22 protein-coding genes are annotated in these 21,787 nt (G+C 69.2%); 9 read left to right on the forward strand and 13 right to left on the reverse strand.

All coding sequences use genetic code 11. The features are described 5' to 3' along the window. Window positions 1-27 precede the first annotated feature (27 nt). Window positions 28-825, reverse strand: a complete 798-nt coding sequence (map, locus tag AACG61_RS01670) for a type I methionyl aminopeptidase (RefSeq protein ID WP_411838292.1) — start codon at window positions 823-825, stop codon at window positions 28-30. A gap of 102 nt (window positions 826-927) precedes the next feature. Here map and AACG61_RS01675 point away from each other — a divergent pair, with 102 nt between their 5' ends. Together AACG61_RS01675 and AACG61_RS01680 are read left to right on the forward strand one after the other, a co-directional pair. Beyond that, the gene (locus tag AACG61_RS01675; protein ID WP_411838293.1) at window positions 928-1,668 is read left to right on the forward strand and encodes a competence/damage-inducible protein A; all 741 of its coding nucleotides are present in this window, start codon (window positions 928-930) and stop codon (window positions 1,666-1,668) included. Next, entirely contained in the window at window positions 1,665-2,384 is a 720-nt protein-coding gene (locus AACG61_RS01680; RefSeq protein WP_411838294.1) for a GNAT family N-acetyltransferase, read from the forward strand. The genes AACG61_RS01675 and AACG61_RS01680 overlap by 4 nt, the downstream gene beginning before the upstream one ends. 98 nt (window positions 2,385-2,482) lie before the next feature. Here the strand turns inward: AACG61_RS01680 and AACG61_RS01685 are convergent, their stop codons facing one another. From AACG61_RS01685 to AACG61_RS01735, 11 genes are all read right to left on the reverse strand, one after another. Continuing rightward, the gene (locus tag AACG61_RS01685) at window positions 2,483-3,304 is read right to left on the reverse strand and encodes a tryptophan 2,3-dioxygenase (protein ID WP_411838295.1); all 822 of its coding nucleotides are present in this window, start codon (window positions 3,302-3,304) and stop codon (window positions 2,483-2,485) included. Continuing rightward, window positions 3,301-4,914 (reverse strand): benzoate-CoA ligase family protein, encoded by a 1,614-nt coding sequence (locus tag AACG61_RS01690; protein ID WP_411838296.1) that lies wholly within the window; start codon window positions 4,912-4,914, stop codon window positions 3,301-3,303. The genes AACG61_RS01685 and AACG61_RS01690 overlap by 4 nt, the downstream gene beginning before the upstream one ends. A 10-nt stretch (window positions 4,915-4,924) precedes the next feature. Beyond that, entirely contained in the window at window positions 4,925-5,320 is a 396-nt protein-coding gene (locus AACG61_RS01695; RefSeq protein ID WP_347917414.1) for a RidA family protein, read from the reverse strand. Next, window positions 5,313-5,702: an acyl-CoA thioesterase gene (locus AACG61_RS01700; protein ID WP_349548043.1), complete on the reverse strand. Its 390-nt coding sequence runs from the start codon at window positions 5,700-5,702 to the stop codon at window positions 5,313-5,315. Before AACG61_RS01700 ends, AACG61_RS01695 begins: the two co-directional genes overlap by 8 nt. Then, window positions 5,699-6,829: an acyl-CoA dehydrogenase family protein gene (locus AACG61_RS01705; RefSeq protein ID WP_411839440.1), complete on the reverse strand. Its 1,131-nt coding sequence runs from the start codon at window positions 6,827-6,829 to the stop codon at window positions 5,699-5,701. Before AACG61_RS01705 ends, AACG61_RS01700 begins: the two co-directional genes overlap by 4 nt. 50 nt (window positions 6,830-6,879) lie before the next feature. After that, entirely contained in the window at window positions 6,880-7,692 is an 813-nt protein-coding gene (locus AACG61_RS01710; RefSeq protein WP_411838297.1) for an enoyl-CoA hydratase family protein, read from the reverse strand. Then, window positions 7,689-8,123 (reverse strand): MarR family winged helix-turn-helix transcriptional regulator, encoded by a 435-nt coding sequence (locus tag AACG61_RS01715; protein ID WP_411838298.1) that lies wholly within the window; start codon window positions 8,121-8,123, stop codon window positions 7,689-7,691. The genes AACG61_RS01710 and AACG61_RS01715 overlap by 4 nt, the downstream gene beginning before the upstream one ends. Continuing rightward, window positions 8,120-8,845 carry an SDR family NAD(P)-dependent oxidoreductase gene (locus AACG61_RS01720; protein ID WP_411838299.1) on the reverse strand — a complete coding sequence of 242 codons (726 nt, stop codon included), beginning with the start codon at window positions 8,843-8,845 and terminating at the stop codon, window positions 8,120-8,122. Before AACG61_RS01720 ends, AACG61_RS01715 begins: the two co-directional genes overlap by 4 nt. Further along, window positions 8,842-11,121 carry a bifunctional salicylyl-CoA 5-hydroxylase/oxidoreductase gene (locus AACG61_RS01725; RefSeq protein WP_411838300.1) on the reverse strand — a complete coding sequence of 760 codons (2,280 nt, stop codon included), beginning with the start codon at window positions 11,119-11,121 and terminating at the stop codon, window positions 8,842-8,844. The genes AACG61_RS01720 and AACG61_RS01725 overlap by 4 nt, the downstream gene beginning before the upstream one ends. Window positions 11,122-11,163: 42 nt before the next feature. After that, entirely contained in the window at window positions 11,164-12,432 is a 1,269-nt protein-coding gene (locus tag AACG61_RS01730) for a DUF4202 family protein (protein ID WP_411838301.1), read from the reverse strand. A 121-nt stretch (window positions 12,433-12,553) separates the two neighbouring features. Then, the gene (locus AACG61_RS01735) at window positions 12,554-13,576 is read right to left on the reverse strand and encodes an NAD(P)/FAD-dependent oxidoreductase (protein WP_411838302.1); all 1,023 of its coding nucleotides are present in this window, start codon (window positions 13,574-13,576) and stop codon (window positions 12,554-12,556) included. A gap of 29 nt (window positions 13,577-13,605) precedes the next feature. Between AACG61_RS01735 and mnmD the strand changes: the two genes are divergently transcribed. The 3 genes from mnmD to AACG61_RS01750 all read left to right on the forward strand — a co-directional run bounded on the left by mnmD (window position 13,606) and on the right by AACG61_RS01750 (window position 16,149). Beyond that, window positions 13,606-14,280: a tRNA (5-methylaminomethyl-2-thiouridine)(34)-methyltransferase MnmD gene (gene mnmD / locus AACG61_RS01740; RefSeq protein ID WP_411838303.1), complete on the forward strand. Its 675-nt coding sequence runs from the start codon at window positions 13,606-13,608 to the stop codon at window positions 14,278-14,280. Between the two features lie 175 nt (window positions 14,281-14,455). Continuing rightward, window positions 14,456-15,385: an ABC transporter ATP-binding protein gene (locus tag AACG61_RS01745; protein ID WP_411838304.1), complete on the forward strand. Its 930-nt coding sequence runs from the start codon at window positions 14,456-14,458 to the stop codon at window positions 15,383-15,385. A gap of 2 nt (window positions 15,386-15,387) precedes the next feature. Next, window positions 15,388-16,149 (forward strand): ABC transporter permease, encoded by a 762-nt coding sequence (locus tag AACG61_RS01750; RefSeq protein WP_411839441.1) that lies wholly within the window; start codon window positions 15,388-15,390, stop codon window positions 16,147-16,149. Here the strand turns inward: AACG61_RS01750 and AACG61_RS01755 are convergent. Then, the gene (locus tag AACG61_RS01755; RefSeq protein WP_411838305.1) at window positions 16,146-16,619 is read right to left on the reverse strand and encodes a hypothetical protein; all 474 of its coding nucleotides are present in this window, start codon (window positions 16,617-16,619) and stop codon (window positions 16,146-16,148) included. The genes AACG61_RS01750 and AACG61_RS01755 overlap by 4 nt on opposite strands. A gap of 271 nt (window positions 16,620-16,890) precedes the next feature. Here AACG61_RS01755 and rimO point away from each other — a divergent pair, with 271 nt between their 5' ends. The 4 genes from rimO to AACG61_RS01775 all read left to right on the forward strand — a co-directional run bounded on the left by rimO (window position 16,891) and on the right by AACG61_RS01775 (window position 21,770). Beyond that, a complete protein-coding gene (gene rimO, locus AACG61_RS01760) occupies window positions 16,891-18,261 on the forward strand; it encodes a 30S ribosomal protein S12 methylthiotransferase RimO (protein WP_411838306.1) in 1,371 nt (456 codons plus the stop codon). Beyond that, window positions 18,233-19,153: a sulfotransferase family protein gene (locus tag AACG61_RS01765; RefSeq protein ID WP_411838307.1), complete on the forward strand. Its 921-nt coding sequence runs from the start codon at window positions 18,233-18,235 to the stop codon at window positions 19,151-19,153. Before rimO ends, AACG61_RS01765 begins: the two co-directional genes overlap by 29 nt. Before the next feature lie 72 nt (window positions 19,154-19,225). Next, the gene (ettA, locus tag AACG61_RS01770) at window positions 19,226-20,881 is read left to right on the forward strand and encodes an energy-dependent translational throttle protein EttA (RefSeq protein WP_411838308.1); all 1,656 of its coding nucleotides are present in this window, start codon (window positions 19,226-19,228) and stop codon (window positions 20,879-20,881) included. Between the two features lie 319 nt (window positions 20,882-21,200). Beyond that, complete coding sequence (locus AACG61_RS01775) at window positions 21,201-21,770, forward strand: DUF4357 domain-containing protein (protein ID WP_411838309.1); 570 nt, start codon at window positions 21,201-21,203, stop codon at window positions 21,768-21,770. The last annotated feature ends 17 nt before the right edge of the window (window positions 21,771-21,787 follow it).

Raw genomic sequence — 21,787 nt, forward strand, 5'->3', positions numbered from 1 at the left:
CGGCCGGGTGCGGCCCCGGGTGCGGGGTCAGTCGAACTGCGGGAAGAACCGGTCCGATGGGGTGAAGATCTCGCACCCGTCCGCCGTCACGCCGATCGAATGTTCGAACTGCGCCGAGAGCGACTTGTCGCGCGTGACCGCGGTCCAGTCGTCGGCCAGGACCTTGGTCTCGGGGCGGCCGAGGTTGATCATCGGCTCGATCGTGAAGAACATGCCTTCCTCCAGCACCGGGCCTTTTCCGGCGCGTCCGAAATGCAGCACGTTGGGCGGCGAGTGGAACACCCGCCCGATCCCGTGCCCGCAGAAGTCGCGCACGACCGACATGCGTCGTTCTTCCGCATAGGTCTGAATCGCCGCACCAATGTCGCCGAAGGTCGCGCCGGGGCGCACGGCCTCGATCCCCTTCATCAGCGCGTCATGGGTCACCTGCAGCAGCCGCTGCGCCTTGAGCGACGGCCTGCCCGCCACGTACATCCGGCTGGTGTCGCCGAACCAGCCGTCCAAGATGACCGTCACGTCGATGTTCAGGATGTCGCCGTCCTTGAGGCTCTTGTCGCCCGGGATGCCGTGACAGACCACGTGGTTCACGCTGATGCAGCTGGCATGCTGGTACCCGCGATAGCCGATCGTGGCCGAGGTCGCGCCCAGCTCCGTCACCCGGCCCCGGATGAAATCGTCCAGCGCGCCGGTGGTGACGCCCGGTGCGACCATCGGCCCCACCTCGTCCAGGATCCGTGCGGCCAGGGCGCCCGCCGCCCGCATGCCTGCGAAATCCCCGGGCATGTGCAGGCGGATGCCTTCCCTCGTGATACGGCCTTCGTCCATCGCTGATCCTTTCTGTCTGCCGCCCTAGATAGAGACGCGCGCCCACTTGTTCCAGCCCCGGCTGCGGGCATAGATGGGGCGCGACACCCAAGGGAGAGCCTGATGCAGTCCGACAACCCCACAGCCGCCATCCTGGTCATCGGCGACGAGATCCTGTCCGGCCGCACCCGCGAAGGGAACGCCCATCACCTGGCCCAGGTGCTGACCGCGACCGGCATCGACCTCCAGGAGATCCGCGTCGTGGCCGACGACACCGACCGCATCGTGGACGCGATCCGCGCACTGGACCGGACCCTGGGCGGGGCATACGACCTGCTGTTCACCTCCGGCGGCATCGGGCCCACGCATGACGACATCACCGCCGATGCCGTGGCCGCCGCCCATGGCACCACGGTCGAGGTCAATCCCACCGCCCGCGCCCTGCTGCAGGAGCGCTGCGACCGCATGGGGGTCGAGCTGAATGAGAACCGCCTGCGCATGGCCCGCATCCCCGTGGGTGCGACGCTGATCGACAATGCCGTGTCGGCCGCGCCCGGCTTCTCCATCGGCGCGACCAATGTGATGGCGGGCGTCCCCGAGGTCTTCCGCGCCATGGTCGCCTGGTTGATCCCGCAGCTCCCCGTGGGCCGCCCGGTGCAATCCCTGACCGTCGAGGTCCGCCGCGGCGAAAGCGAGGTGGCTGAGGACCTGAAGGCCGTCGCCGCCGAATATGGCGACCTGTCCCTGGGGTCGTATCCGTTCCGCGACGATACGGGCTGGGGGACGAACCTGGTCGTGCGGGGCCTGGATGCCGCCCGCGTCGATCAGGCCATGGCCGCGCTGCGCGGACGCATCGGTCTGTGAGGCCCGACCCCAATCTGGCCGCCGCCTTCGAGGCGACCTGGCCCGCGTCTGAGACCGTCCGCTGCGGTGGCTTCCTGGTCGGGCGGGGCGCAGGGGCGGGCGGACGCGTCAGCTCGGCCATCGCGGTCGGGCCATGGGCCGATGCCGACATCGACGCCGCCTGCGCCCGGCATGCCGCATGGGGTCAGCCGCCGCTGTTCCGTGCCTGGGACGATGAGACTGACCTGATCGCCGCCCTGACCGCGCGCGGCCTCGGCGCGCATATCCCGACGCAGGTCATGGCCGCGCCCATCGCCGCGCTGACCGACCGGCCGATCCCGCCCGTCACCGCCTTTGCGATCTGGCCCCCCCTGGCGATCCAGCGCCAGATCTGGGGCGCGGGCAACATCACCGCTGCAAGACAGGCCGTGATCGACCGCGTGCCCCTGCCCAAGGCCGCGCTCCTCGGCCGCATCCGGGACCGTGCCGCCGGCGCAGGCTTCGTCGCGCTGCATGACCGCACCGCCATGGTCCACGCGGTCGAAGTCCTGCCCGCCTTCCGCCGCCAAGGCCTTGCCGGCTGGATGATGCGGCAGGCTGCCCTCTGGGCGCAGGATCTCGGTGCCACGCGCATTGGCCTGGCCGTCAGCCGCGCGAACACGGGCGCGCAGGCCACCTATGCCAGCCTCGGCTTCACGGTCCAGGGCAGCTACGCCTATTACGGCCCCGCCGCCTGAGCCACCGGACCGACCGCGCCCGGACCGCAGGTCCGGGCGCCACCGACGGCCGCGACCCCGGCCCGTCAGGGCCGGTCAGGCGCGGCCGTCCGCCCCGCTCACAGCTCGGTCCGCAGCTCCCACAGGTCGGGGAACAGCACCACGTCCAGCATCCGCCGCAGATAGTTCACCCCCGACGTGCCGCCCGATCCGCGCTTGAAGCCGATGATCCGCTCCACCGTCGTCACATGGTTGAACCGCCAGCGGCGGAAGTAATCCTCGAAATCGACCAGCTTCTCGGCCAGCTCATAGAGCTCCCAATACCGCACAGGGTCGCGATAGACCTCTGCCCAGGCCGCCCGCGCCGCCGCATCCGGCGCGTGGGGCGCGTCCAGCGCAGTGCGCGCCGCGACGTCGAACCCCGCCGCCCTCAGCCGCCCCAGAACCTCATCGTACAGCGACGGCCGCGCGGCTTCCGCCCGCAGCGCCTCGGCCAGGTCGGGGCGATGCGCATGGGGCGCGATCATCGCCATGTTGCGGTTGCCCGCGACGAATTCGATCATGCGGTACTGATGCGACTGGAACCCGCTGCTTTCGGCCAGCGCGGGGCGGAATGTCGAGTATTCCGACGGCGTCATCGTGCGCAGCACGTCCCAGGCCGAATTCAGCTGTTCCATGATCCGCGCCACGCGGGTCAGCATCTTGAAGGCGGGCCGCAGATCGCCCGCCGCGATCCGGTCGCGCGCGGCCCCCATCTCCAGCAGGGCCAGCTTCATCCACAGCTCGGACGTCTGGTGCTGGATGATGAACAGCATCTCGTCATGCGCATCCGACAGCGGAGCTTGCGATGTCAGCAGCCGGTCCAGCCCCAGATAATCGCCATAGGACATGCGCCCGTCGAAGGACATGCGCGCGCCTTCCTGTGCAGGGTCGATGGTCATTGCTTCAGCCTGAACCTCTGGATCTTGCCGGTCTGGGTCTTGGGCAGGGCCTCGCAGAAGACCACCCGGCGGGGATATTTGAAGGGCGCGATCACGTCCTTCACATGCCGCTGCAACCGCTCCACGGTGGCGGTGTCGGGGGCGACGCCCGGTGCCAGCACCACATGCGCCTCGACGATCTGGCCACGCTCAAGGTCCGGCACCCCGATCACCGCGCATTCCAGCACGTCCGCGTGCGCCAGCAGGGCCGCCTCCACATCCGGCCCCGCGATGTTGTAGCCCGACGACACGATGATGTCGTCGCAGCGCGCCGCGAAATGGAACCGACCGTCATCGTCCTGCCAGAAGGTGTCGCCGGTCAGGTTCCAGCCGCCTTGCACATACTCTGCCTGCCGCGCATCGTTCAGATAGCGGCAGCCGGTCGGCCCGACCACCGCAAGCCGCCCCATCTCTCCGCGCGGCACCTCCTGTCCCGCATCGTCCACGATCCGCGCGCGGTATCCCTGCACGGGCCGCCCGGTGCAGCCGGGATGGCTGTCGTCCAGCCGGTTGGTCAGGAAGATGTGCAGCATCTCGGTCGCGCCGATCCCGTCCAGCATCGGCTTGCCCGTGCGGTCGTGCCAATCCTGCCAGATGGGGGCGGGCAGGGTCTCTCCGGCGCTGATCGCCACGCGCAGGCTGGACAGGTCCGCCCCCTGATCCATCGCGCGCAGCATCACCCGGTACGCCGTGGGCGCGGTCACGCAGATCGTGGCGCGGTGGCGTTCGATGATCTCGATCATGTTCGGGGGCGAGGCGTTCTCCAGCAGCACCGCGCTGGCCCCGAAGCGCAGCGGGAACACTGCCAACCCGCCCAGCCCGAAGGTGAAGGCCAAAGGCGGCGAGCCGACAAAGACGTCGTCCGGCCTGACTCCCAGCACCTCCCGCGCATAGCCATCGGCGATGATCAGCAGGTCGCGGTGGAAATGCATCGTGGCCTTGGGTTCGCCCGTCGACCCCGAGGTCATGCCCAACAGCGCCACGTCATCCCGCCCGGTCCGCACCGCCTCGAAGCGCACGGGTTTCGTCAGCGCCGCGCGGTCCAGCTCCGCGTCATGGTTCGCGGTTCCGTCGAAGCCCACCACCGTCGTCAGCGTCGCCGAACCCTTTGCCGCCGCCACCAGCTCGTCCATCAGGCGCGTGTCGCACAGCGCATGCGTCACCTGTGCCTTGTCGATGATCTGGGACAGCTCCTTGGCGCGCAGCATGGGCATGGTGTTCACGACCACCGCCCCCGCCTTGGTCGCTGCCAGCCAGCAGGCGACCATCGCGGGGTTGTTGGCCGACCGGATCAGCACCCGGTTGCCCGGCCGCAGCCCGTAATCCGCGACCAGCGCATGGGCCAGCCGGTTGGTCCAGTCCGACAGCTCCTTGTAGGTCCGCGCCCGCCCGTTGCCGACCAGCGCGACCCGGTCCCCGAAGCCGCGGTCGACCATGCGGTCGGTCAGCTCCGCCCCCGCGTTCAGCCAGTCGGGATAGTCGTATCCGGACAGGTCGATCCGCGGCCAGGCCTCCGGCGGGGGCAGGTTGTCGCGCGTGAAGCTGTCCTCGTGCCCGCTTGGTCCCAGCATGATCGTCCCCCTATTCCGGCACCACGGCCGTGGCCTCGATCTCGACCTTGGCGCGGTCCTCGACCAGCGCCACGACCTGCACCAGCGCCATGGCCGGGTAATGCCGCCCGATCACGTCGCGATAGGCCGCCCCCACATCGCGCAGCGCGCCCAGATATTCGTGCTTGTCGGTGACATACCAAGTCAGTCGCACCAGGTGCTCCGGCCCCGCCCCGCCTTCCGCCAGGACCGCCACGATGTTCTCCAGCACCTGCCGGACCTGGCCCGCGAAATCGTCGGTCTGAAAGACCTGATCCGCGTCCCAGCCCACCAGCCCGCCGGTAAAGATCATCCGCCCCCGCGCCATGATCCCGTTGGAATAGCCCGAGGCGCGCTTCCACGTTGCCGGGTGCAAAGGTTCATGCATGATGCGCCTCCAGGGTCTGTCGCATGTCGTCGGGCCAGGGCGAGGGGGTGAAATCACGGTCCATCCAGACCACCGTGGTCCGCGCCTCGACCCGGTCCTCGGCGCGCACCAGAAACCGCGCGCTGGACCGGCCCAGATGCTCGACCACCAGCGTCCAGTCCAGCCGGTCGCCAAGCCGCGCGGGCTTGCGGAACGCCATCTCCAGCGCGACGGTGGGCATGCCCTGGCCGGCTGCCATCATCGGGCCAAAGCCATGCCCCACGACCTCCAGGAAGAAGTTCTCCACCATGTGGTTCACCATCTCCGCATAGCGGGGATAGAAGACGATCCCGGCCGGGTCGCAATGACAGAACTCGATGGGAATGGTGCGGGTATAGGTCATGCGCCCTCCAGGATGCTGCGGGCGATGACGACGCGCTGCACGTCGCTGGCCCCCTCATAGATGCGCAGGGCGCGGATCTCGCGGTACAGGCTCTCGACCGTGCTGCCCGTGCGCACGCCGTCGCCGCCATGCAGCTGCACGGCCTGGTCGATGACCTCCTGCGCGATTTCGGTGGCATAGAGCTTGGCCATCGCCGCCTCGCGCGTGATGCGCGCAGCACCCCGATCCTTGGCCCAAGCCGCGCGATAGATCAGCAGCGCGGCGGCGTCGATCTTCAGCGCCATGTCGGCCAGATGCCCCTGGACCATCTGCAGCTCGGCCATCGGCGCGCCCTGGATCTGGCGCGACCGCACGCGGCCCAAGGCCTCGTCCAGCGCCCGACGCGCAAAGCCCAACGCCGCGGCCCCGACCGTGGGGCGGAAATGATCCAGCACCGTCATGGCGATGCGGAACCCCTGTCCCGTCCGCCCAATCAGCGCGTCAGCGGGCAGCCGCACCCCGGTCAGACGCAGATGCGCCAGCGGATGGGGGGCCATTACGTCGATGCGGCCGACCACCTCCAGCCCCGGCGTGTCCGCAGGCAGCAGGAAGGCCGACAGCCCCCGCGCGCCCGGGGCCTCTCCGGTCCGCGCGACGATCACATAGACATCCGCGATCCCGCCGTTGGAGATATAGGTCTTCTCCCCGTCCAGCACCCACCCGTCGCCGTCCCGGCGCGCCGTGGTCGCCAGCCGCGCAACGTCCGACCCGGACGCAGGCTCGGTCAGCGCAAAACCCGAAATCGCCCGGCCCGCCCGCGTCCGTTCCAGCCACGCCCGCTGCGACGCGCTGCCGAACAGCGTCACCGCCCCCATGCCCAAGCCCTGCATGGCAAAGGCGAAATCCGCCAGCCCGTCATGGCGCGCCAGCGTCTCGCGGATCAGGCACAGCGCGCGCACGTCCAGCGCCTCGCCCCCCGAATGCGCCAGCCATCCGCCATCGCCCAAGGCCCGCACCAGGCTCCGGCAGGCCCCGTCCACATCGCCGTGATCCACCGGCAGCGCGCCCAGGGCCCAGCCCTCCAGCCCCTGGGCCAGCACGCGATGCCTGTCCTCGAAGAACGGCCAATCCAGAAAGCTGCGATCCATCGTCTTCTTCACCCAAATATCCCGGGGTCCGGGGCAGAGCCCCGGCGCCCTCAATTGCCCTCGAAGACCGGCGTCTGCTTGGCGACGAAGGCCCGATAGGCCCGCTCGAAATCGCGCGTGGTCATGCAGATGGCCTGGGCCTGCGCCTCGGCCTCGATCGCCTGGTCCAGACCCATGGTCCATTCCTGCAACAGCTGCGTCTTGGTGATGCCATGCGCCCAAGTCGGCCCCGCCGCGATCGCCCGCGCCAGATCCATCGCCGCAGCAAGGACGTCGTCATGCAGGCTGTTCCAGAACCCCCACCGCTCGCCCTCCTCGGCGCGCAGCAGGCGGCCCGTATACAGCAGTTCCGCCGCCCGCCCCTGTCCCACGATGCGCGGCAGCATCGCGCAGGCGCCCATGTCGCAGCCCGCCAGCCCCACCTTGGTGAACAGGAACGCGGCCTTGGCCGAGGGCGCGGCCAGCCGCAGGTCGCTGGCCATGGCCATGATCGCGCCCGCGCCGACGCAGATCCCCTCGACCGCGGCGATCACCGGCTTGCCGCAATGGATCATCGCCCGGACCAGCTCTCCGGTCATGCGGGTGAAGGCCAGCAGCTGCGGCATCTCCATGCCGACCAGCGGGCCGATGATCTCGTGCACGTCGCCGCCCGAACAGAAATTACCGCCATTGGAGGCCAGCACCACCACATCCACGTCCGACGCATGGGCCAGCTGCCGAAAGCAGGCGCCCAGCTCGGCATAGCTGTCGAAGGTCAGGGGGTTCTTGCGTTCGGGGCGGTTCAGGCGGATCACCGCGATGCGGTCCGTGACCTCCCACAGGAAATGCTCGGGCGCCAGATCGGCCATGGGGACAGGTTTCATTCGGGCCTCCCGGCGCGGGACAGGATGTCGCGCAGCGCCTCCAGATCGGTTTCGGACAGTCGGCCCAGGATCGCGTCAACCTCGGCCTCATGGCCCAGGGCCATGATCTCGAACGCCTCCAGGCCTTCGGGCGTCAGGCGCACGCGAATGCGGCGTCGGTCGCCGTTCTCGGCCTCGCGGCGGACCATGCCGTCGGCCTCCAGTCGGTCGACGACCGCCGTGGCATTGCCGTTCGACACCAGCAGCAGGCGCGACAGCTCGGACATGGTCACGCCCTCCCGTTTGCGCCACAGCGCTGCCATCACGTCGAAGCGGGGCAGCGTCGTGCCATGCGCGCGGCGCAGATAGTCGCGCAGGTGGTTCTCGGCACCCCGCGTCACGCCCAGAAGGCGGATCCAGATCTTAAGCCGCCGCTTGGACAGGTCGGTCATGCGCTCTCGCCCCCGTCCAGGACGATGGCCTGGCCATTCACCCCCGCCGCCGCGTCCGAGGCCAGCCACAGCGCCGCGCCGGTCACCTCGGCGGGCGCAATCAGGCGGCCCTGCGGGTTGCGCGCGGTCAGCGCAGCCAGCGCCGCGTCGCGGTCGCGCCCGGTCTTGGCCATGATCCCGTCCAGCGTGCGTCCGGTCATTTCTGTGTCCAGATAGCTGGGGCAGATGGCATTGGCGGTGATCCGCTTCGACGCCACCTCCAGCGCGATCGACCGCACCAGCCCCATCACCCCATGCTTGCTGGCCGCATAGGCCGAGGCATAGGCCGCCCCCCGTAGCCCCGCGGCCGAGGACACCGCGATCAGCCGCCCGCCCGGTCCCATCTGCGACAGCGCCTGCCGAAAGGTCAGGAAGACCCCCGTCAGGTTGACCGCCATGATGCGGCTGAACTGGTCCAGCGTGGTGCGGGCAAAGGGCGCGGCCTCGGCGATGCCGGCATTGGCGATGACCACCTGGCAGGGGCCGGCGTCGTCGAAGATGCGGCGGACCTGATCCTGGTCGCTGACATCGCCCGGCACGGCGCGGATCAGGCCGCCCGCCACCGCCTCAAGCCGCGCGGCATCACGGCCGGTGATTACGACCTCATGGCCCTGGGCGGCAAAGGCGCGGGCCATGTCGGCCCCCGTGCCGCTGCCGCCGCCGGTGATCAGGACGCGGGTCATGCGCGGATCTCCTCGGCCTGCTTTGCGGCCAGGCGGCGCGCCTGATCGCGGCCCGCGTGATAGGGCAGGGGCCAGTCCGCCCCGTCGCCAAGGGCCGTCGCCGCATGCAGCGTCCAATATGGATCGGCCAGATGCGGCCGCCCGATGGCCACCAGATCGGCGCGCCCGGCCATCAGGATGCCGTTGGCCTGATCGGCATCGGAGATGTTGCCCACCGCCATCGTGGCCAGCCCCGCCTGGTTGCGGATGCGGTCGGAAAACGGCGTCTGGAACATCCGCCCATAGACGGGCCGCGCCTCGGGCGTCGTCTGCCCCGCGGACACATCGATGATATCCGCCCCCGCCGCGTGAAAGGCCCGCGCGATGGAGACCGATTCGTCGGGCGTCACGCCATGCTCGGTCCAGTCCGTGGCCGAGATGCGTACCGACATGGGCCGGTCCTCGGGCCAGACCGCGCGCATGGCGGTGAACACCTCCAGCGGCCAGCGCAGGCGGTTCTCCAGGCTGCCGCCATAATCATCCGTGCGCCGGTTCGACACCGGCGACAGGAAGCCCGACAGCAGATAGCCATGCGCCGCATGCAGCTCGATCATGTCGAAGCCCGCCGCATCGGCCATGCGGGTGGCGGCCACGAATTGCGCGGTCACCGCCTCCATGTCGGCGCGGGTCATCTCCTGCGGGACGGCATTGCCGTCGGACCAGGGCAGGGCGGAGGCCGCCATGATCGGCCAGTTGCCCTCCGCCAGCGGCCGGTCCATCCCCTCCCATCCGATGCGGGTGGAGCCCTTGCGGCCCGAATGGCCGATCTGGCAGCAGATTTTCGCATCCGTCTCGGCATGGACGAAATCGGTGATCCGCCGCCAGGCCGCCTGATGCTCGGGCGCGTAGAGGCCGGGACAGCCCGGCGTGATGCGGCCCTCGGGGCTGACACAGGTCATCTCGGTGAAGACCAGACCCGCGCCGCCCTTGGCGCGTTCGCCGTAATGGACCAGATGCCAGTCGGTCGGGCAGCCTTCGCGCGCCTTGTACTGCGCCATGGGCGAGACGACGATGCGGTTCTTCAGCGCCATGTCGCGCAGGCGGAAGGGGGCGAAGATCGGCGCGCGGCCCGGCTGGCCGCCGGCCTGCCGTTGGAACCAGTCCTCGGCCTCGCGCACCCAATCGGGGTCGCGCAGGCGCAGGTTCTCATGCCCGATGCGCTGGCTGCGGGTCAGCAGGGAATAGGTGAACTGGATCGGGTCCAGGTCCAGGTAACGCTCGACCTCCTCGAACCATTCCAGGCTGTTGCGGGCCGCCGATTGCAGGCGCAGCACCTCGACCCGGCGTTCCTCCTGATAGCGTTCGAAGGCGCGGGGCAGGTCGGGTTCCGAATGCAGGTAATCGGCCAGGGCGATGGCGCTGTCCAAGGCCAGCCGCGTGCCGGACCCGATCGAGAAATGCCCCGTCGCCGCCGCATCGCCCATCAGCACCACGTTCTCATGATACCAGCGGTCGCAGATGACGCGGGGAAAGTTCATCCAGACGGCCGAGCCGCGCAGATGCGCCGCGTTCGACATCAGGTCGTGCCCGCCCAGATGGTCCGCGAAGACCGCGCGGCAGGTCTCGACGATCTGCTCCTTGGACATGCCCTCGAAGCCCATCGCGTCCCAAGTCTCTTGCGAACATTCCACGATGAAGGTCGCGGTGTCGGCATCGAAGGAATAGACATGCGCCCAGAGCCAGCCCTGCGGCGTCTTTTCGAAGATGAAGGTGAAGGCGTCGTCGAATTTCTGTTTCGTGCCCAGCCAGACGAACTTGCAGCGGCGCATGTCGATGTCGGGGCGGAACACGTCGGCATATTCGGCCCGGACCTTGCTGTTCAGCCCGTCGCAGGCGACGACCAGGTCATAGTCGCGGCGATACTGTTCGGCGGTCTGGAACTCGGTCCGGAACTGCAGGTCCACACCCAGTTCCCGCGCCCGCTCCTGCAGCAGGATCAGCAGCTGACGTCGCCCGATCCCTGCGAATCCGTGCCCGCCCGACACCTGCCGGTGGCCGTCGCGGATGACCGCGATGTCGTCCCAGTAGATGAAGTGGTCGCGGATCGCCTGGGCCGAAGCTGGGTCGTTCTTCTGCAGCCGCGACAGGGCGTCGTCGGACAGCACCACGCCCCATCCGAAGGTGTCGCCCGCGCCGTTGCGCTCCAGCACGGTCACGTCATGCGACGGATCGCGCAGCTTCATCGAGATCGCGAAGTAAAGGCCCGCAGGCCCGCCGCCCAGACAGAGAATCTTCATCCCGTGCCACCTCCTGCGCTGCAGGCTGGCACGGGTCCGAAATCATTTCAAGCTTGAAACTTCTCTGGCGATGGAGGCTGCGATCATCGCGGGCACTTCGGGGGCCAGGCCCACCGGGTCCAGACGCGGGCCGGTGAAGCCCGCCTGATCCAGCGCCTGCGGCAGGTCGTCCAGAACGTGCTCGGCGCGCAGCGCGAAGAGCGGCAGGCTGATGGCGCGATCGAGGTCGCGGGCGGCGTCGGCGATGAAGGGCTCCTGTTCGACGAAGCCCGCGACCACGCGGGCGAAATGCGGCGCGATGCGGGCGGCCAGCGCCATGGTGATGTCATGGCTGGCCTGCCCGCGCTGCGATCCGTGCGCCGACAGCAGCAGCGTCGTGTCGGACAGCGCCCAGCCTTGGGCGTCGGCCGCCTGGCGCGCCTTTTCGATGACCAGCGCGTCGAGGCCGGGATCGGTGCCGAAGGGGCGCATGATATGCGCGCCCGGCGCGCCGGCCTGCGTCAGGCGGCGGGGCAGCTCGATCCCGGTGAACCAGCCCTCGGCCATGAACATCGGGTAGATGATGCAGTCGCTGCGGCAGGTGCGGGGCAGGGCCTCGGGGTCGGCGAGCGTCGCGCCCAGGACCTCGACGCCCGGGGCGTGGGCTGCGACCTGGGCGGCCAGCGCCTCGATGGCGGCCTGCTGGGGTGCGGGGTCGCCGGGCTGGCCATGCGAGACGATGACCACGCGCGACAGGGTCTGCGGCTGGTCGGCATCGTGGAAATACTGGGCCAACGCCTCGGGCATGGGGAATTCGGCCAGGGCGCGGGCGCGGGCCTCGGCCGACATCTTGCGGGCGGTCTTCTCGATGATGCGGGGGATCTTGTGGTCGGGCTGTTCGGCCATGAAATCGCCCAGATACCAGCGGATGAAGGTGAAGCAGATCACATCCTCCAGCGCCTGCACCTGGGGGTCGCGCTTGAGGCCCTGTTTGGTCAGCATCTTCCGCGCACGGTCGATGTCATCGGTGCCGTAGCCCGCATCGGCCATGATGCCCGCGATGCGGTCGGCGTGACGGCGGCCCTGTTCCTGGCGCCAGGCCAGATAGCCGGGGCGGTTCATCGGATAGTCGGCCCGCGGCAGCAGCCAGCGTTCGACATGCTGGCCACGGCAGGCGATGCGCAGCACGTCATCGGCATCGGGGAACAGGCGCTGCTGTTCGGCCGTCATGCGCTGGCCATAGAGGAGGTTCGCCGGGGCGTCTCCGTCCAGGTTCGGGTCCTGCGCATTGGCGGCGTCGATGGCGGTGAAGGCGTGGTCGAGGCGGGTCATGGCGGGCTCCGGAAGGTTTCGGCGAGTGTGCGCGGAGGGCGCGGGGGTGGCAAGCGGGGTGGGGGGCGCTGCCCCCCGTCCTGCGGACTCCCCCCGGGATATTTTCGTGAAGAAGAAGGGGTCAGGGGAGGGCGAAGAGGTCGGGGATGTCGGTGTGGTCGTCGAGCAGGATCTTCGCCGCGAGGTCGGCGATCAGGGGGGCCATGCCGAAGCCGATCTTGAAGCCGCCATTGGCGATCAGGTGGCCGGGGCGGCCGGGCCAGGGTGCCAGGACCGGCGCGCGCGAGCGGGCGCGGGGGCGCAGGCCCGCCCAGATGTCGAGGACCGGCGCGTCGGCCAGCGCGGGGCAGATCGCGACGGCGCGGGCCAGCAGGTTCTGGGCCTGATGGTCGGGATCGGGGTGGTCCCAGGTGTTTTCCGAGGTCGAGCCGATGGCCGTGGTGCCGTCCGCGTGGGGCACGATGTGCAGCCCGTCGGCGAAGACCTGCGGGCTGTCCGGGGCGGCGTGGGACAGCAGCAGCGACTGACCCTTGACCCCCTGGCCGATCCTGCGGTCCAGCGCCGCGTTCAGCGCCATGAGGCCCGGCGTGCCGGTGGCCCAGATCGTGGGCGCGTGATCCTCGGGGGCGGGGGTGCCCTCCAGAATCTCGACCCCGGCGGCGCGCAGGGCGCCGGCCAGCGCCGCGAGGGCCGCGCGGGGGTTCAGCCGCGCCGTCAGCCCGTCCAGCAGCCAGTGGCCCGTGGGGCTGTCGGGGATCAACGCGGCCCGGGGGTCGTGCGTCAAGGTCATTCCCAGGTCCCGCGGCCAATGCCGCGCGGCGCCGTCGATGCGGGCCTGCGGGGCGGCCGGGTCCGTGACGGGCTGCAGCCGCCCGGTGCGACCGTAGCCGCTGGAGAGGCCGGAGGCCGCCTCGACCTCGGCCCAGAAGGCGGGGGCGGAGAGGAGGCTGTCCAGCTGCAGCTGCTTCTTGGGGTTCCAGCCGTCGGGCGCGTGCGGGGCCAGCGCGCCGACATGCCCGCCCGACGACCCCGCGCCGATGTGGCGGGCCTCGAAGACGCGCACCGCCGCGCCGCGCCGCACCAGCGCCCAGGCCGCGGACAGGCCGAAGATGCCCGCCCCCGCCACATGGATGACCCTTGCCAAAGCCGCGTCCTTTCCCGACAACCGATCCGATGAGCGTCCTACCCGATCCCCCCCCGAATGACGAGCCTGCGCTGGACTGGCGCCCCGGCGGCGTGCCCGTGTCGCGCCGGTTCGACGACCCCTATTTCAGCCTGGCCGGCGGGCTGGAGGAGACGCGCCACGTCTTTCTGGCGGGCAACGACCTGCCCGCGCGGCTGCGCCCCGGCTTTCACGTGGCCGAGACCGGCTTCGGCACCGGGCTGAACGCCCTGGCCCTGGCGCAGGTGGCCACCGTGCCCGTGCGCATGACCAGCTTCGAGGCCTATCCGATGACCGAGGCGCAGCTGGAGCAGGCCCATGCGGCCTTCCCCGAGCTGGCCGATCTGGCGCGTCAGCTGCGCGTGGGCTGGGGCGCGGCCGAGATCCGGGTGGGACAGGTCACGCTGAGCGTGGTGACGGGCGACGTGCGCCGGTGCCTGCCCGCATGGGACGGGATGGCGGATGCGTGGTTCCTGGACGGCTTCTCTCCGGCCAAGAACCCCGAGATGTGGGACGCGGGCCTGATGGCCGAGGTCGGCCGCCACACCGCGCCGGGCGGCAGCTTTGCCACCTATACCGCCGCGGGCCACGTGCGCCGGGCGCTTCAGGCGGCCGGCTTTGCGGTCCAGCGCCGTCCGGGCTTCGCCGGCAAGCGGCACATGAGCATCGGCCGGCGGGAGGGGTGATCGGGGCCGCAAGGCCCCGGCGGGCGCGGGACCCTTCGATGGGGGCGCGCGCCCGCATCTGCCCCGCGATTTCGCGCTCGGGGGTGGCAAAGGGCGCGGGCCGTGCCTATCTGGCAGGATCGGACGCGTGCGGCCCCGCCTCACGCCCCCTGCATCCAACATTCAGGAGAGGCGCATGGCCGCGATCATCGAAATCGACCATCTGTCCAAGGCCTATGACAGCGGGACCAAGGCGCTGAACGACGTCAGCCTGTCCATCGACGAGGGCGAGATCATCGCCCTTCTGGGCCCCAACGGCGCGGGCAAGACCACGCTGATCTCGATCATCTGCGGGCTGGTGACGCCCACCGGCGGCACGGTCCGCGTGGGCGGACACGACATCCGCACCGACTGGCGCGCCGCGCGCAAGCTGATCGGCCTGGTGCCGCAGGAGATCGCGCTGGAGCCCTTCGAGAAGGTCATCAACTGCGTCCGCTTCACCCGCGGCCTCTACGGCATGCCCCCGGACGAGGCTTACATCGAGCGCATCCTGCGGTCGCTGTCGCTGTGGGACAAACGCCATGCCGCCACGCGCGAGCTGTCGGGCGGCATGAAGCGCCGCGTGCTGATCGCCAAGGCGCTGTCGCACCAGCCCAAGGTGCTGTTCCTGGACGAACCCACCGCGGGCGTCGACGTGGCCCTGCGCCGCGAGATGTGGGAGGTCGTGGCCGATCTGCGCCGCGAGGGGGTGACCATCATCCTGACCACCCATTACCTGGAGGAGGCCGAGGAGATGGCCGACCGCATTGGCGTGATCGCCAAGGGCCGCCTGCTGCTGGTCAAGCCCACGTCGGAGCTGATGGGCGAGTTCGGCCGCAAGACCCTGTCCATCGACCTGGACCAGCCCCTGGCCGCCATTCCCGCGGCCCTGGAGGGCCGGGGCCTGACCCTGTCGGAGGACGGCCGCCGGCTGGCCTTCGACTATGACACGCGGGCCGAACGCACCGGCATCGCGCGTCTTCTGGGCGATCTGGCCGCCCAGGGCATCACCGTGCGCGACGTGTCCACCCGGCAGTCCAGCCTGGAGGACGTCTTTCTTTCCCTGGTTTCCGAGGACGCGGCATGAGCATCAATTGGCATGGCGTCTGGGCCATCTTCCACCACGAGATGATGCGCTTCTTCCGCACCATCTGGCAGTCGCTGGCATCGCCGGTCCTGTCCACCATCCTCTATTTCGTGGTCTTCGGCGCGGCCATCGGCGGGCGCATCCAGTCGGTCGAGGGGGTCGAGTACGGCGCCTTCATCGTGCCCGGCCTGATGATGCTGACCGTGCTGCAGCAGGCCGTCAGCAACGCAAGCTTCGGCATCTACTTCCCCAAGTTCAGCGGGACGATCTTCGAATATCTGGTCTCTCCCGTCGGCTGGATCGAGGTGACGATGGGCTTCGTCGGCGCCGCCGCCGCCAAGGCCATCCTGATCGCCCTGGTCATCCTGCTGACCAGCTTCGCCTTCGTCGGCGTCCACATCCTGCATCCGTTCTGGATGATCGGCTTCCTGATCCTGTCCTCGATCGGCTTCAGCCTTCTTGGCTTCATCATCGGGCTCTGGGCCAAGTCGTTCGAGCAGCTGCAGATCGTGCCGATGATGGTCATCATGCCGCTGGTCTTCCTGGGCGGGGCCTTCTACTCGGCCAGCATGCTGCCGCCCTTCTGGGAGGGCGTGGCCAAGCTGAACCCGGTCCTCTACCTGATCTCGGGGTTTCGCTGGTCGTTCTTCGGGCTGGCCGACGTGCCGGTGGGCGTGTCGCTGGTGGCGGTCGCGATCATGGTCGTGATCTGCCTGGCGGTGATCCGCTGGATCTTCGCCACCGGCTGGCGCCTGCGCGACTAGCGGCGCGGCCGGGTCAGGCTGTCGCAGATGCGCGCCTGCGGGTCCATGCGGACATAGTCGCGGGCGGTGATCACCTGCATCTCCATCGACCGGTTCCAGCCGCCGAACCACCGGTCGCGGATGCCGCCGCGATAGAAGTTGCCCATGATCTGGTCGACATAGGGCGGGATGATCTGTGTGCCCTGGATGCGGGGCGCGTGAAACCCGATCCGCGCGCCCGGCCCCAGGCAGGCATTGGGCATGGTCGTCAGGATCGTGCAGGCCGACCGGCAGTATCCGCGGATGCGCACCGTCCGCCCCGACGAGGCCAACTCCTGCCGGGTCTGGACCATCTGCAGCACGTTGCCGCCGCGGTTGTTCCAGACGTCGATGAACTGGCCCGCGCGGCGGATGCCCTCCTGCGCGGTGGCGGGGGCGGCGGCAGCGGCCAGGGCGGCGGTCAGGATCAGGGCAAGGCGGATGCGTCTCATGGGGCTACCTTCGGCAAGGATGGCGCGGAACGGAAATCACGTTCCGGCGACGCCGGTCCGTTCCGCCATGCGGGCGAAACCCGCAGGCGCCGGCTGCGTTCCCCTGTCCCGGCCGCAGGACCCGCGGCCCATGCCATACCCGAAGGAGACCCCATGGCCCGACTGTTCAAGCTGTTCGCCCTGTTCAAGATCCTGCGCCGCCTGATGGGCCGCCGCTGAAACCGCGCGGATCGGGCTTCCCCCAGGGCCGCGAATCGCTTATCTGCGGCGGATGCAGCAGAACCCGCCCGAACTTCGCCCCGACCTTGCGCGTGCGCGCGTCCCGGATGACCGCCGCGACGGTCAGCCGACCATCGGCATGGTGTCCCTGGGATGTCCCAAGGCGCTGGTGGACAGCGAACGCATCCTGACCCGCCTCAGGGCCGAAGGCTATGCGATCAGCGCCGACTATCACGGTGCGGACGCGGTGGTGGTGAACACCTGCGGTTTCCTGGACAGCGCCAAGGCCGAGAGCCTGGACGCCATCGGCGAGGCGCTGCGCGAGAACGGCCGCGTGATCGTGACCGGCTGCCTGGGGGCCGAGCCCGACTACATCACCGGCGCGCATCCCAAGGTCCTGGCCGTGACCGGGCCGCATCAGTACGAACAGGTGCTGGACGCGGTCCATGCCGCCGTGCCGCCCCGGCCCGATCCGTTCATCGACCTGCTGCCTGCCTCAGGCGTCAGCCTGACGCCGCGCCATTACAGCTATCTGAAGATCTCGGAAGGCTGCAATCACAAGTGCAAGTTCTGCATCATCCCCGACATGCGCGGGCGTCTGGTCAGCCGTCCGGCCCATGCCGTGATCCGCGAGGCCGAGCGTCTGGTCGAGGCCGGGGTCAGGGAGCTGCTGGTGATCAGCCAGGACACCAGCGCCTATGGGCTGGACCTGAAGCACGCGACCGACCGGGGGCATCGCGCGCACATCACCGACCTGGCGCGCGATCTGGGCAGCCTCGGGGCCTGGGTGCGGCTGCATTATGTCTATCCCTATCCGCATGTGCGCGACCTGATCCCGCTGATGGCGGAGGGCCTGGTGCTGCCCTATCTGGACATCCCGTTCCAGCACGCCCACCCGGACGTCCTGCGCCGCATGGCGCGCCCGGCGGCGGCGGCGAAGACGCTGGACGAGATCGCCGCCTGGCGCGCGGTCTGCCCGGAGATCACCCTGCGCTCGACCTTCATCGTGGGCTATCCCGGAGAGACCGAGGCCGAGTTCCAGACCCTGCTGGACTGGCTGGACGAGGCGCAGCTGGATCGCGTCGGCGCCTTCCAGTACGAGAACGTCAAGGGCGCGCGCGCCAACGACCTGCCCGACCATGTCGCGCCCGAGGTCAAGCAGGACCGCTATGACCGCTTCATGGAGAAGGCCCAGGCCATCAGCGCCGCCAAGCTGGAGGCCAAGGTCGGCACCCGCCAGCATGTGATCGTGGACGAGGTCGACGAGGGCGGCGCCACCTGCCGGACCATGGCCGACGCCCCCGAGATCGACGGCAACCTGTTCATCGATCAGGGGTTTGACGGGCTGAAGCCCGGCGATATGCTGACCGTGACGGTGGATGAGGCGGGCGAGTATGACCTCTGGGGACGACGCGACGACTGAGGACGCGCTGGCGCGGCTGGTGACCACGCTGGCCATCAGCCCGGCCTTCGACCCCGAGGGACAGCCGCGCAAGCCCGGCGCACTGTGCATCGGCGCGCAGAAGGCCGGGACCAGCTGGCTGGCGCAGATGCTGGGCCAGCATCCGCAGGTCTGGATCCCGCCCTTCAAGGAGGTCCAGTACTTCAACCACCTGCACATCCCCGAACACCGCCGCTGGATCGCCTGGCACTATCGCAACAAGCCCCAGGAGATCCGCGAGCGGCACCGGATGCGGCAGGTGCCGATGGAGCCCGCGCTGGACGCCTATCTGGATGCGGTGACATCGGGCAAGATGTTCCACAACCAGTGGTACAAGCGCGTCTTCGCCCCCGCGCCGACCCATGCAACGCCGATGGACTTCACCCCTGAATACTCCGCCCTGCCCGAGGTGGGCGTGGCCGCGGTCCGGGCGCTGCTGCCCAAGGCGCGGGTGATCTACCTGATCCGCCATCCCGTGGACCGCGCCGTGTCGCAGCTGCGCATGAACCTGCGCCGCGAGAAGCGCGCCCCCGCCAGCACCGCCGACTGGCTGGCCGAGGTGGCGAACCCGGTCCTGGACGAGCGCGGCGACTATGCCCGCTACCTGCCGCGCTGGCAGGCGCATTATCCCGACATGCTGGTCCTGCCCTTCGGGCGCATCGCGGCGCGTCCCCACGCCGTCATGGATGCGGTCGAGGCCCATCTGGGCATCGGGCCGGGCTTCTACACCGATCTGGACCGGAAGGTCTTTGCCAACGCCCCCGGCCTGATGCCCCCGCCCGAGGCCATCGCCGCGCTGGAGGACCGTCTGGCCCCGCAGGTCGATTTCCTCCGCGACCACCTGGGACCGGAATTCGTCGCCGAACTGCGCTGAGCCGAGCGCCTCCCTTTCTTCCGGGCGCGCTTTCGCCTACATGGGGGCAAAGCATTCGCAGGAGAATTCCCCATGGCGGCCTATCAGTTCGTCTATCACATGGACGGCGTGTCCAAGACCTATCCCGGCGGCAAGAAGGTGTTCGAGAACATCCGCCTGAACTTCCTGCCCGGCGTCAAGATCGGCGTCGTGGGCGTGAACGGCGCCGGCAAGTCCACCCTGCTGCGCGTGATGGCGGGCTGGGACAAGGACTTCACCGGCGAGGCCTGGGCCGCCAAGGGCGCGACCGTCGGCTATCTGCCGCAGGAGCCGCAGCTGGACGGATCGCTGGACGTGCGCGGCAACGTGATGCTGGGCGTGGCCGCCAAGAAGGCGATCCTGGACCGCTACAACGAGCTGGCCATGAACTACTCGGACGAGACCGCCGACGAGATGGCCGCCCTGCAGGACCAGATCGACGCCGAGAACCTGTGGGATCTGGACAGCCAGATCGACGTGGCGATGGAGGCCCTGCGCTGCCCGCCCGACGATGCGGACGTGACCACCCTGTCGGGCGGCGAGAAGCGCCGCGTCGCGCTGTGCAAGCTGCTGCTCGAGGCGCCGGACATGCTGCTCCTGGACGAACCGACCAACCACCTGGACGCCGAGACCATCGCCTGGCTGCAGAAGCACCTGATCGAGTACAAGGGCACGATCCTGACCGTGACCCACGACCGCTATTTCCTGGACGATATCACCAGCTGGATCCTGGAGCTGGATCGCGGCCGCGGCATCCCCTACGAGGGCAACTATTCGGCCTGGCTGGAGCAGAAGGCCAAGCGGCTGGAGCAGGAGGCCCGCGAGGACAAGTCCAAGCAGAAGGTGCTGGAGCGCGAGCTTGAATGGATCCGCGCCGGCGCCAAGGCGCGCCAGGCCAAGTCCAAGGCCCGCATCAACGCCTACAACGAGCTGGCCAGCCAGTCCGAGCGCGACAAGCTGGCCCGCGCGCAGATCATCATCCCCAACGGCGAGCGTCTGGGCGGCAAGGTGATCGAGGTCGAGGGCCTGAAGAAGGCCATGGGCGACAAGCTGCTGATCGAGGGGCTGGACTTTGCCCTGCCGCCCGGCGGCATCGTCGGCGTGATCGGCCCGAACGGCGCGGGCAAGTCCACGCTGTTCCGCATGCTGACGGGCAACGAGCAGCCCGACGAGGGCTCGATCACCCTGGGCGACACGGTGCAGCTGTCCTATGTGGACCAGTCGCGCGACGCGCTGGACCCCGGCAAGACGGTCTGGGAGGAGATCAGCGGCGGCGCCGAGCAGATCGTGCTGGGCGATGCGTCGATGAACAGCCGCGCCTATTGCAGCGCCTTCAACTTCAAGGGCGGCGACCAGCAGAAGAAGGTCGGCCAGCTGTCGGGCGGCGAACGCAACCGCGTCCACATGGCCAAGCTGCTGAAGTCGGGCGGCAACGTGCTGCTGCTGGACGAACCGACCAACGACCTGGACGTCGAGACGCTGCAGGCGCTGGAGGCGGCGCTGGAGGATTTCGCGGGCTGCGCGGTGATCATCAGCCACGACCGCTTCTTCCTGGACCGGCTGTGCACGCATATCCTGGCCTTCGAGGGCGACGCCCATGTCGAATGGTTCGAGGGCAACTTCCAGGCCTATGAGGAGGACAAGATCCGCCGTCTGGGCCCGGATTCGGTGGAGCCGAAGCGGGTGAAGTACAAGAAGTTCACCCGCTGATGAGCAAGGGGCGTTCGGTCAGGCCCGTCCTGGCCGAACGTCATTCGGACGGCGGCGACCGTCGCCTGGACGGGGCATCTTCCGGCGATGCCCCGAATCCGGCTGGAGGATGGGCTGCGCCGTCCCGAGATGCTCACGACGGGCGTCCATCCGGTGATCCGATCCCTGGCGGAAAGCGAGCGGCCCGCGACAATAAGAATGGTTGCTGGGATCGTGCCGTGGCGATCACCAGCACGGACATGACCCTGACCAAGGCCCATGTCCGATATCTTGATCGCGGCTCATCAGCCTGCTCAAGGATGCCCGCAAGAGCGTCGTCTTGAACCGGACGGATCCGGGGTTCGAGCGCCTGCCGGAGGCCGATGTGGCCGACATGGAAACCTTTCTCGATCAAATCCGCCTTGTGCTGCCGGTGATCGGTGTCGACCAGCTGCGGCGACCGCATCCGAGGACCGTCATTCCGGAGACCTCGACGACGACCCTGTCCGCCGACGGACAGGGTACCGATGACCAGGCTTCCCTGCCCTCGACAGGGCGCCCGAGTTTCGTGCTGACCCATGCCGCAAAGGGTATCCACGCGGTCGCCGTGGAGACGGAGGGTGAGTTCGTGATCCTGGCGGGTGCGACCGGAGACCTGAACACCGCGCCATCGCTGCGCGAGACGCTGCGGGTGCTGCGCGAGCAGGCCCTTGAATCCGGTCGGGCCGTTAGCGCGCCGGGAGGCAGGTTTCGCCTGGTTCAGGATCTGGCGGTCGGAAGCCCGAGCGCCGCGGCGGCCTTGCTGTTCGGCACCAGCCGCAACGGCCGCACCGATTGGCTGGTTCAGGGCACAGGCCAGACCTATGCGGATTACAAGACCGGACTGCTGGACGGCGTCGTGCCGATCTGAAAAGGGCGGCCCCGAGG

The organism is Paracoccus sp. ME4, assembly GCF_046736325.1.
Taxonomy (GTDB): domain Bacteria; phylum Pseudomonadota; class Alphaproteobacteria; order Rhodobacterales; family Rhodobacteraceae; genus Paracoccus.

Excerpts from the sequence above, each read along its gene's own strand:
- map (WP_411838292.1), bottom strand. The coding sequence starts at position 825 with ATGGACGAAGGCCGTATCACGAGGGAAGGCATCCGCCTGCACATGCCC.
- AACG61_RS01675 (WP_411838293.1), top strand. The coding sequence starts at position 928 with ATGCAGTCCGACAACCCCACAGCCGCCATCCTGGTCATCGGCGACGAG.
- AACG61_RS01685 (WP_411838295.1), bottom strand. The coding sequence starts at position 3,304 with ATGACCATCGACCCTGCACAGGAAGGCGCGCGCATGTCCTTCGACGGG.
- AACG61_RS01690 (WP_411838296.1), bottom strand. The coding sequence starts at position 4,914 with ATGCTGGGACCAAGCGGGCACGAGGACAGCTTCACGCGCGACAACCTG.
- AACG61_RS01695 (WP_347917414.1), bottom strand. The coding sequence starts at position 5,320 with ATGCATGAACCTTTGCACCCGGCAACGTGGAAGCGCGCCTCGGGCTAT.
- AACG61_RS01700 (WP_349548043.1), bottom strand. The coding sequence starts at position 5,702 with ATGACCTATACCCGCACCATTCCCATCGAGTTCTGTCATTGCGACCCG.
- AACG61_RS01705 (WP_411839440.1), bottom strand. The coding sequence starts at position 6,829 with ATGGATCGCAGCTTTCTGGATTGGCCGTTCTTCGAGGACAGGCATCGC.
- AACG61_RS01710 (WP_411838297.1), bottom strand. The coding sequence starts at position 7,692 with ATGAAACCTGTCCCCATGGCCGATCTGGCGCCCGAGCATTTCCTGTGG.
- AACG61_RS01715 (WP_411838298.1), bottom strand. The coding sequence starts at position 8,123 with ATGACCGACCTGTCCAAGCGGCGGCTTAAGATCTGGATCCGCCTTCTG.
- AACG61_RS01720 (WP_411838299.1), bottom strand. The coding sequence starts at position 8,845 with ATGACCCGCGTCCTGATCACCGGCGGCGGCAGCGGCACGGGGGCCGAC.
- AACG61_RS01725 (WP_411838300.1), bottom strand. The coding sequence starts at position 11,121 with ATGAAGATTCTCTGTCTGGGCGGCGGGCCTGCGGGCCTTTACTTCGCG.
- AACG61_RS01730 (WP_411838301.1), bottom strand. The coding sequence starts at position 12,432 with ATGACCCGCCTCGACCACGCCTTCACCGCCATCGACGCCGCCAATGCG.
- mnmD (WP_411838303.1), top strand. The coding sequence starts at position 13,606 with ATGAGCGTCCTACCCGATCCCCCCCCGAATGACGAGCCTGCGCTGGAC.
- AACG61_RS01745 (WP_411838304.1), top strand. The coding sequence starts at position 14,456 with ATGGCCGCGATCATCGAAATCGACCATCTGTCCAAGGCCTATGACAGC.
- AACG61_RS01755 (WP_411838305.1), bottom strand. The coding sequence starts at position 16,619 with ATGAGACGCATCCGCCTTGCCCTGATCCTGACCGCCGCCCTGGCCGCT.
- rimO (WP_411838306.1), top strand. The coding sequence starts at position 16,891 with ATGCAGCAGAACCCGCCCGAACTTCGCCCCGACCTTGCGCGTGCGCGC.
- AACG61_RS01765 (WP_411838307.1), top strand. The coding sequence starts at position 18,233 with ATGACCTCTGGGGACGACGCGACGACTGAGGACGCGCTGGCGCGGCTG.
- ettA (WP_411838308.1), top strand. The coding sequence starts at position 19,226 with ATGGCGGCCTATCAGTTCGTCTATCACATGGACGGCGTGTCCAAGACC.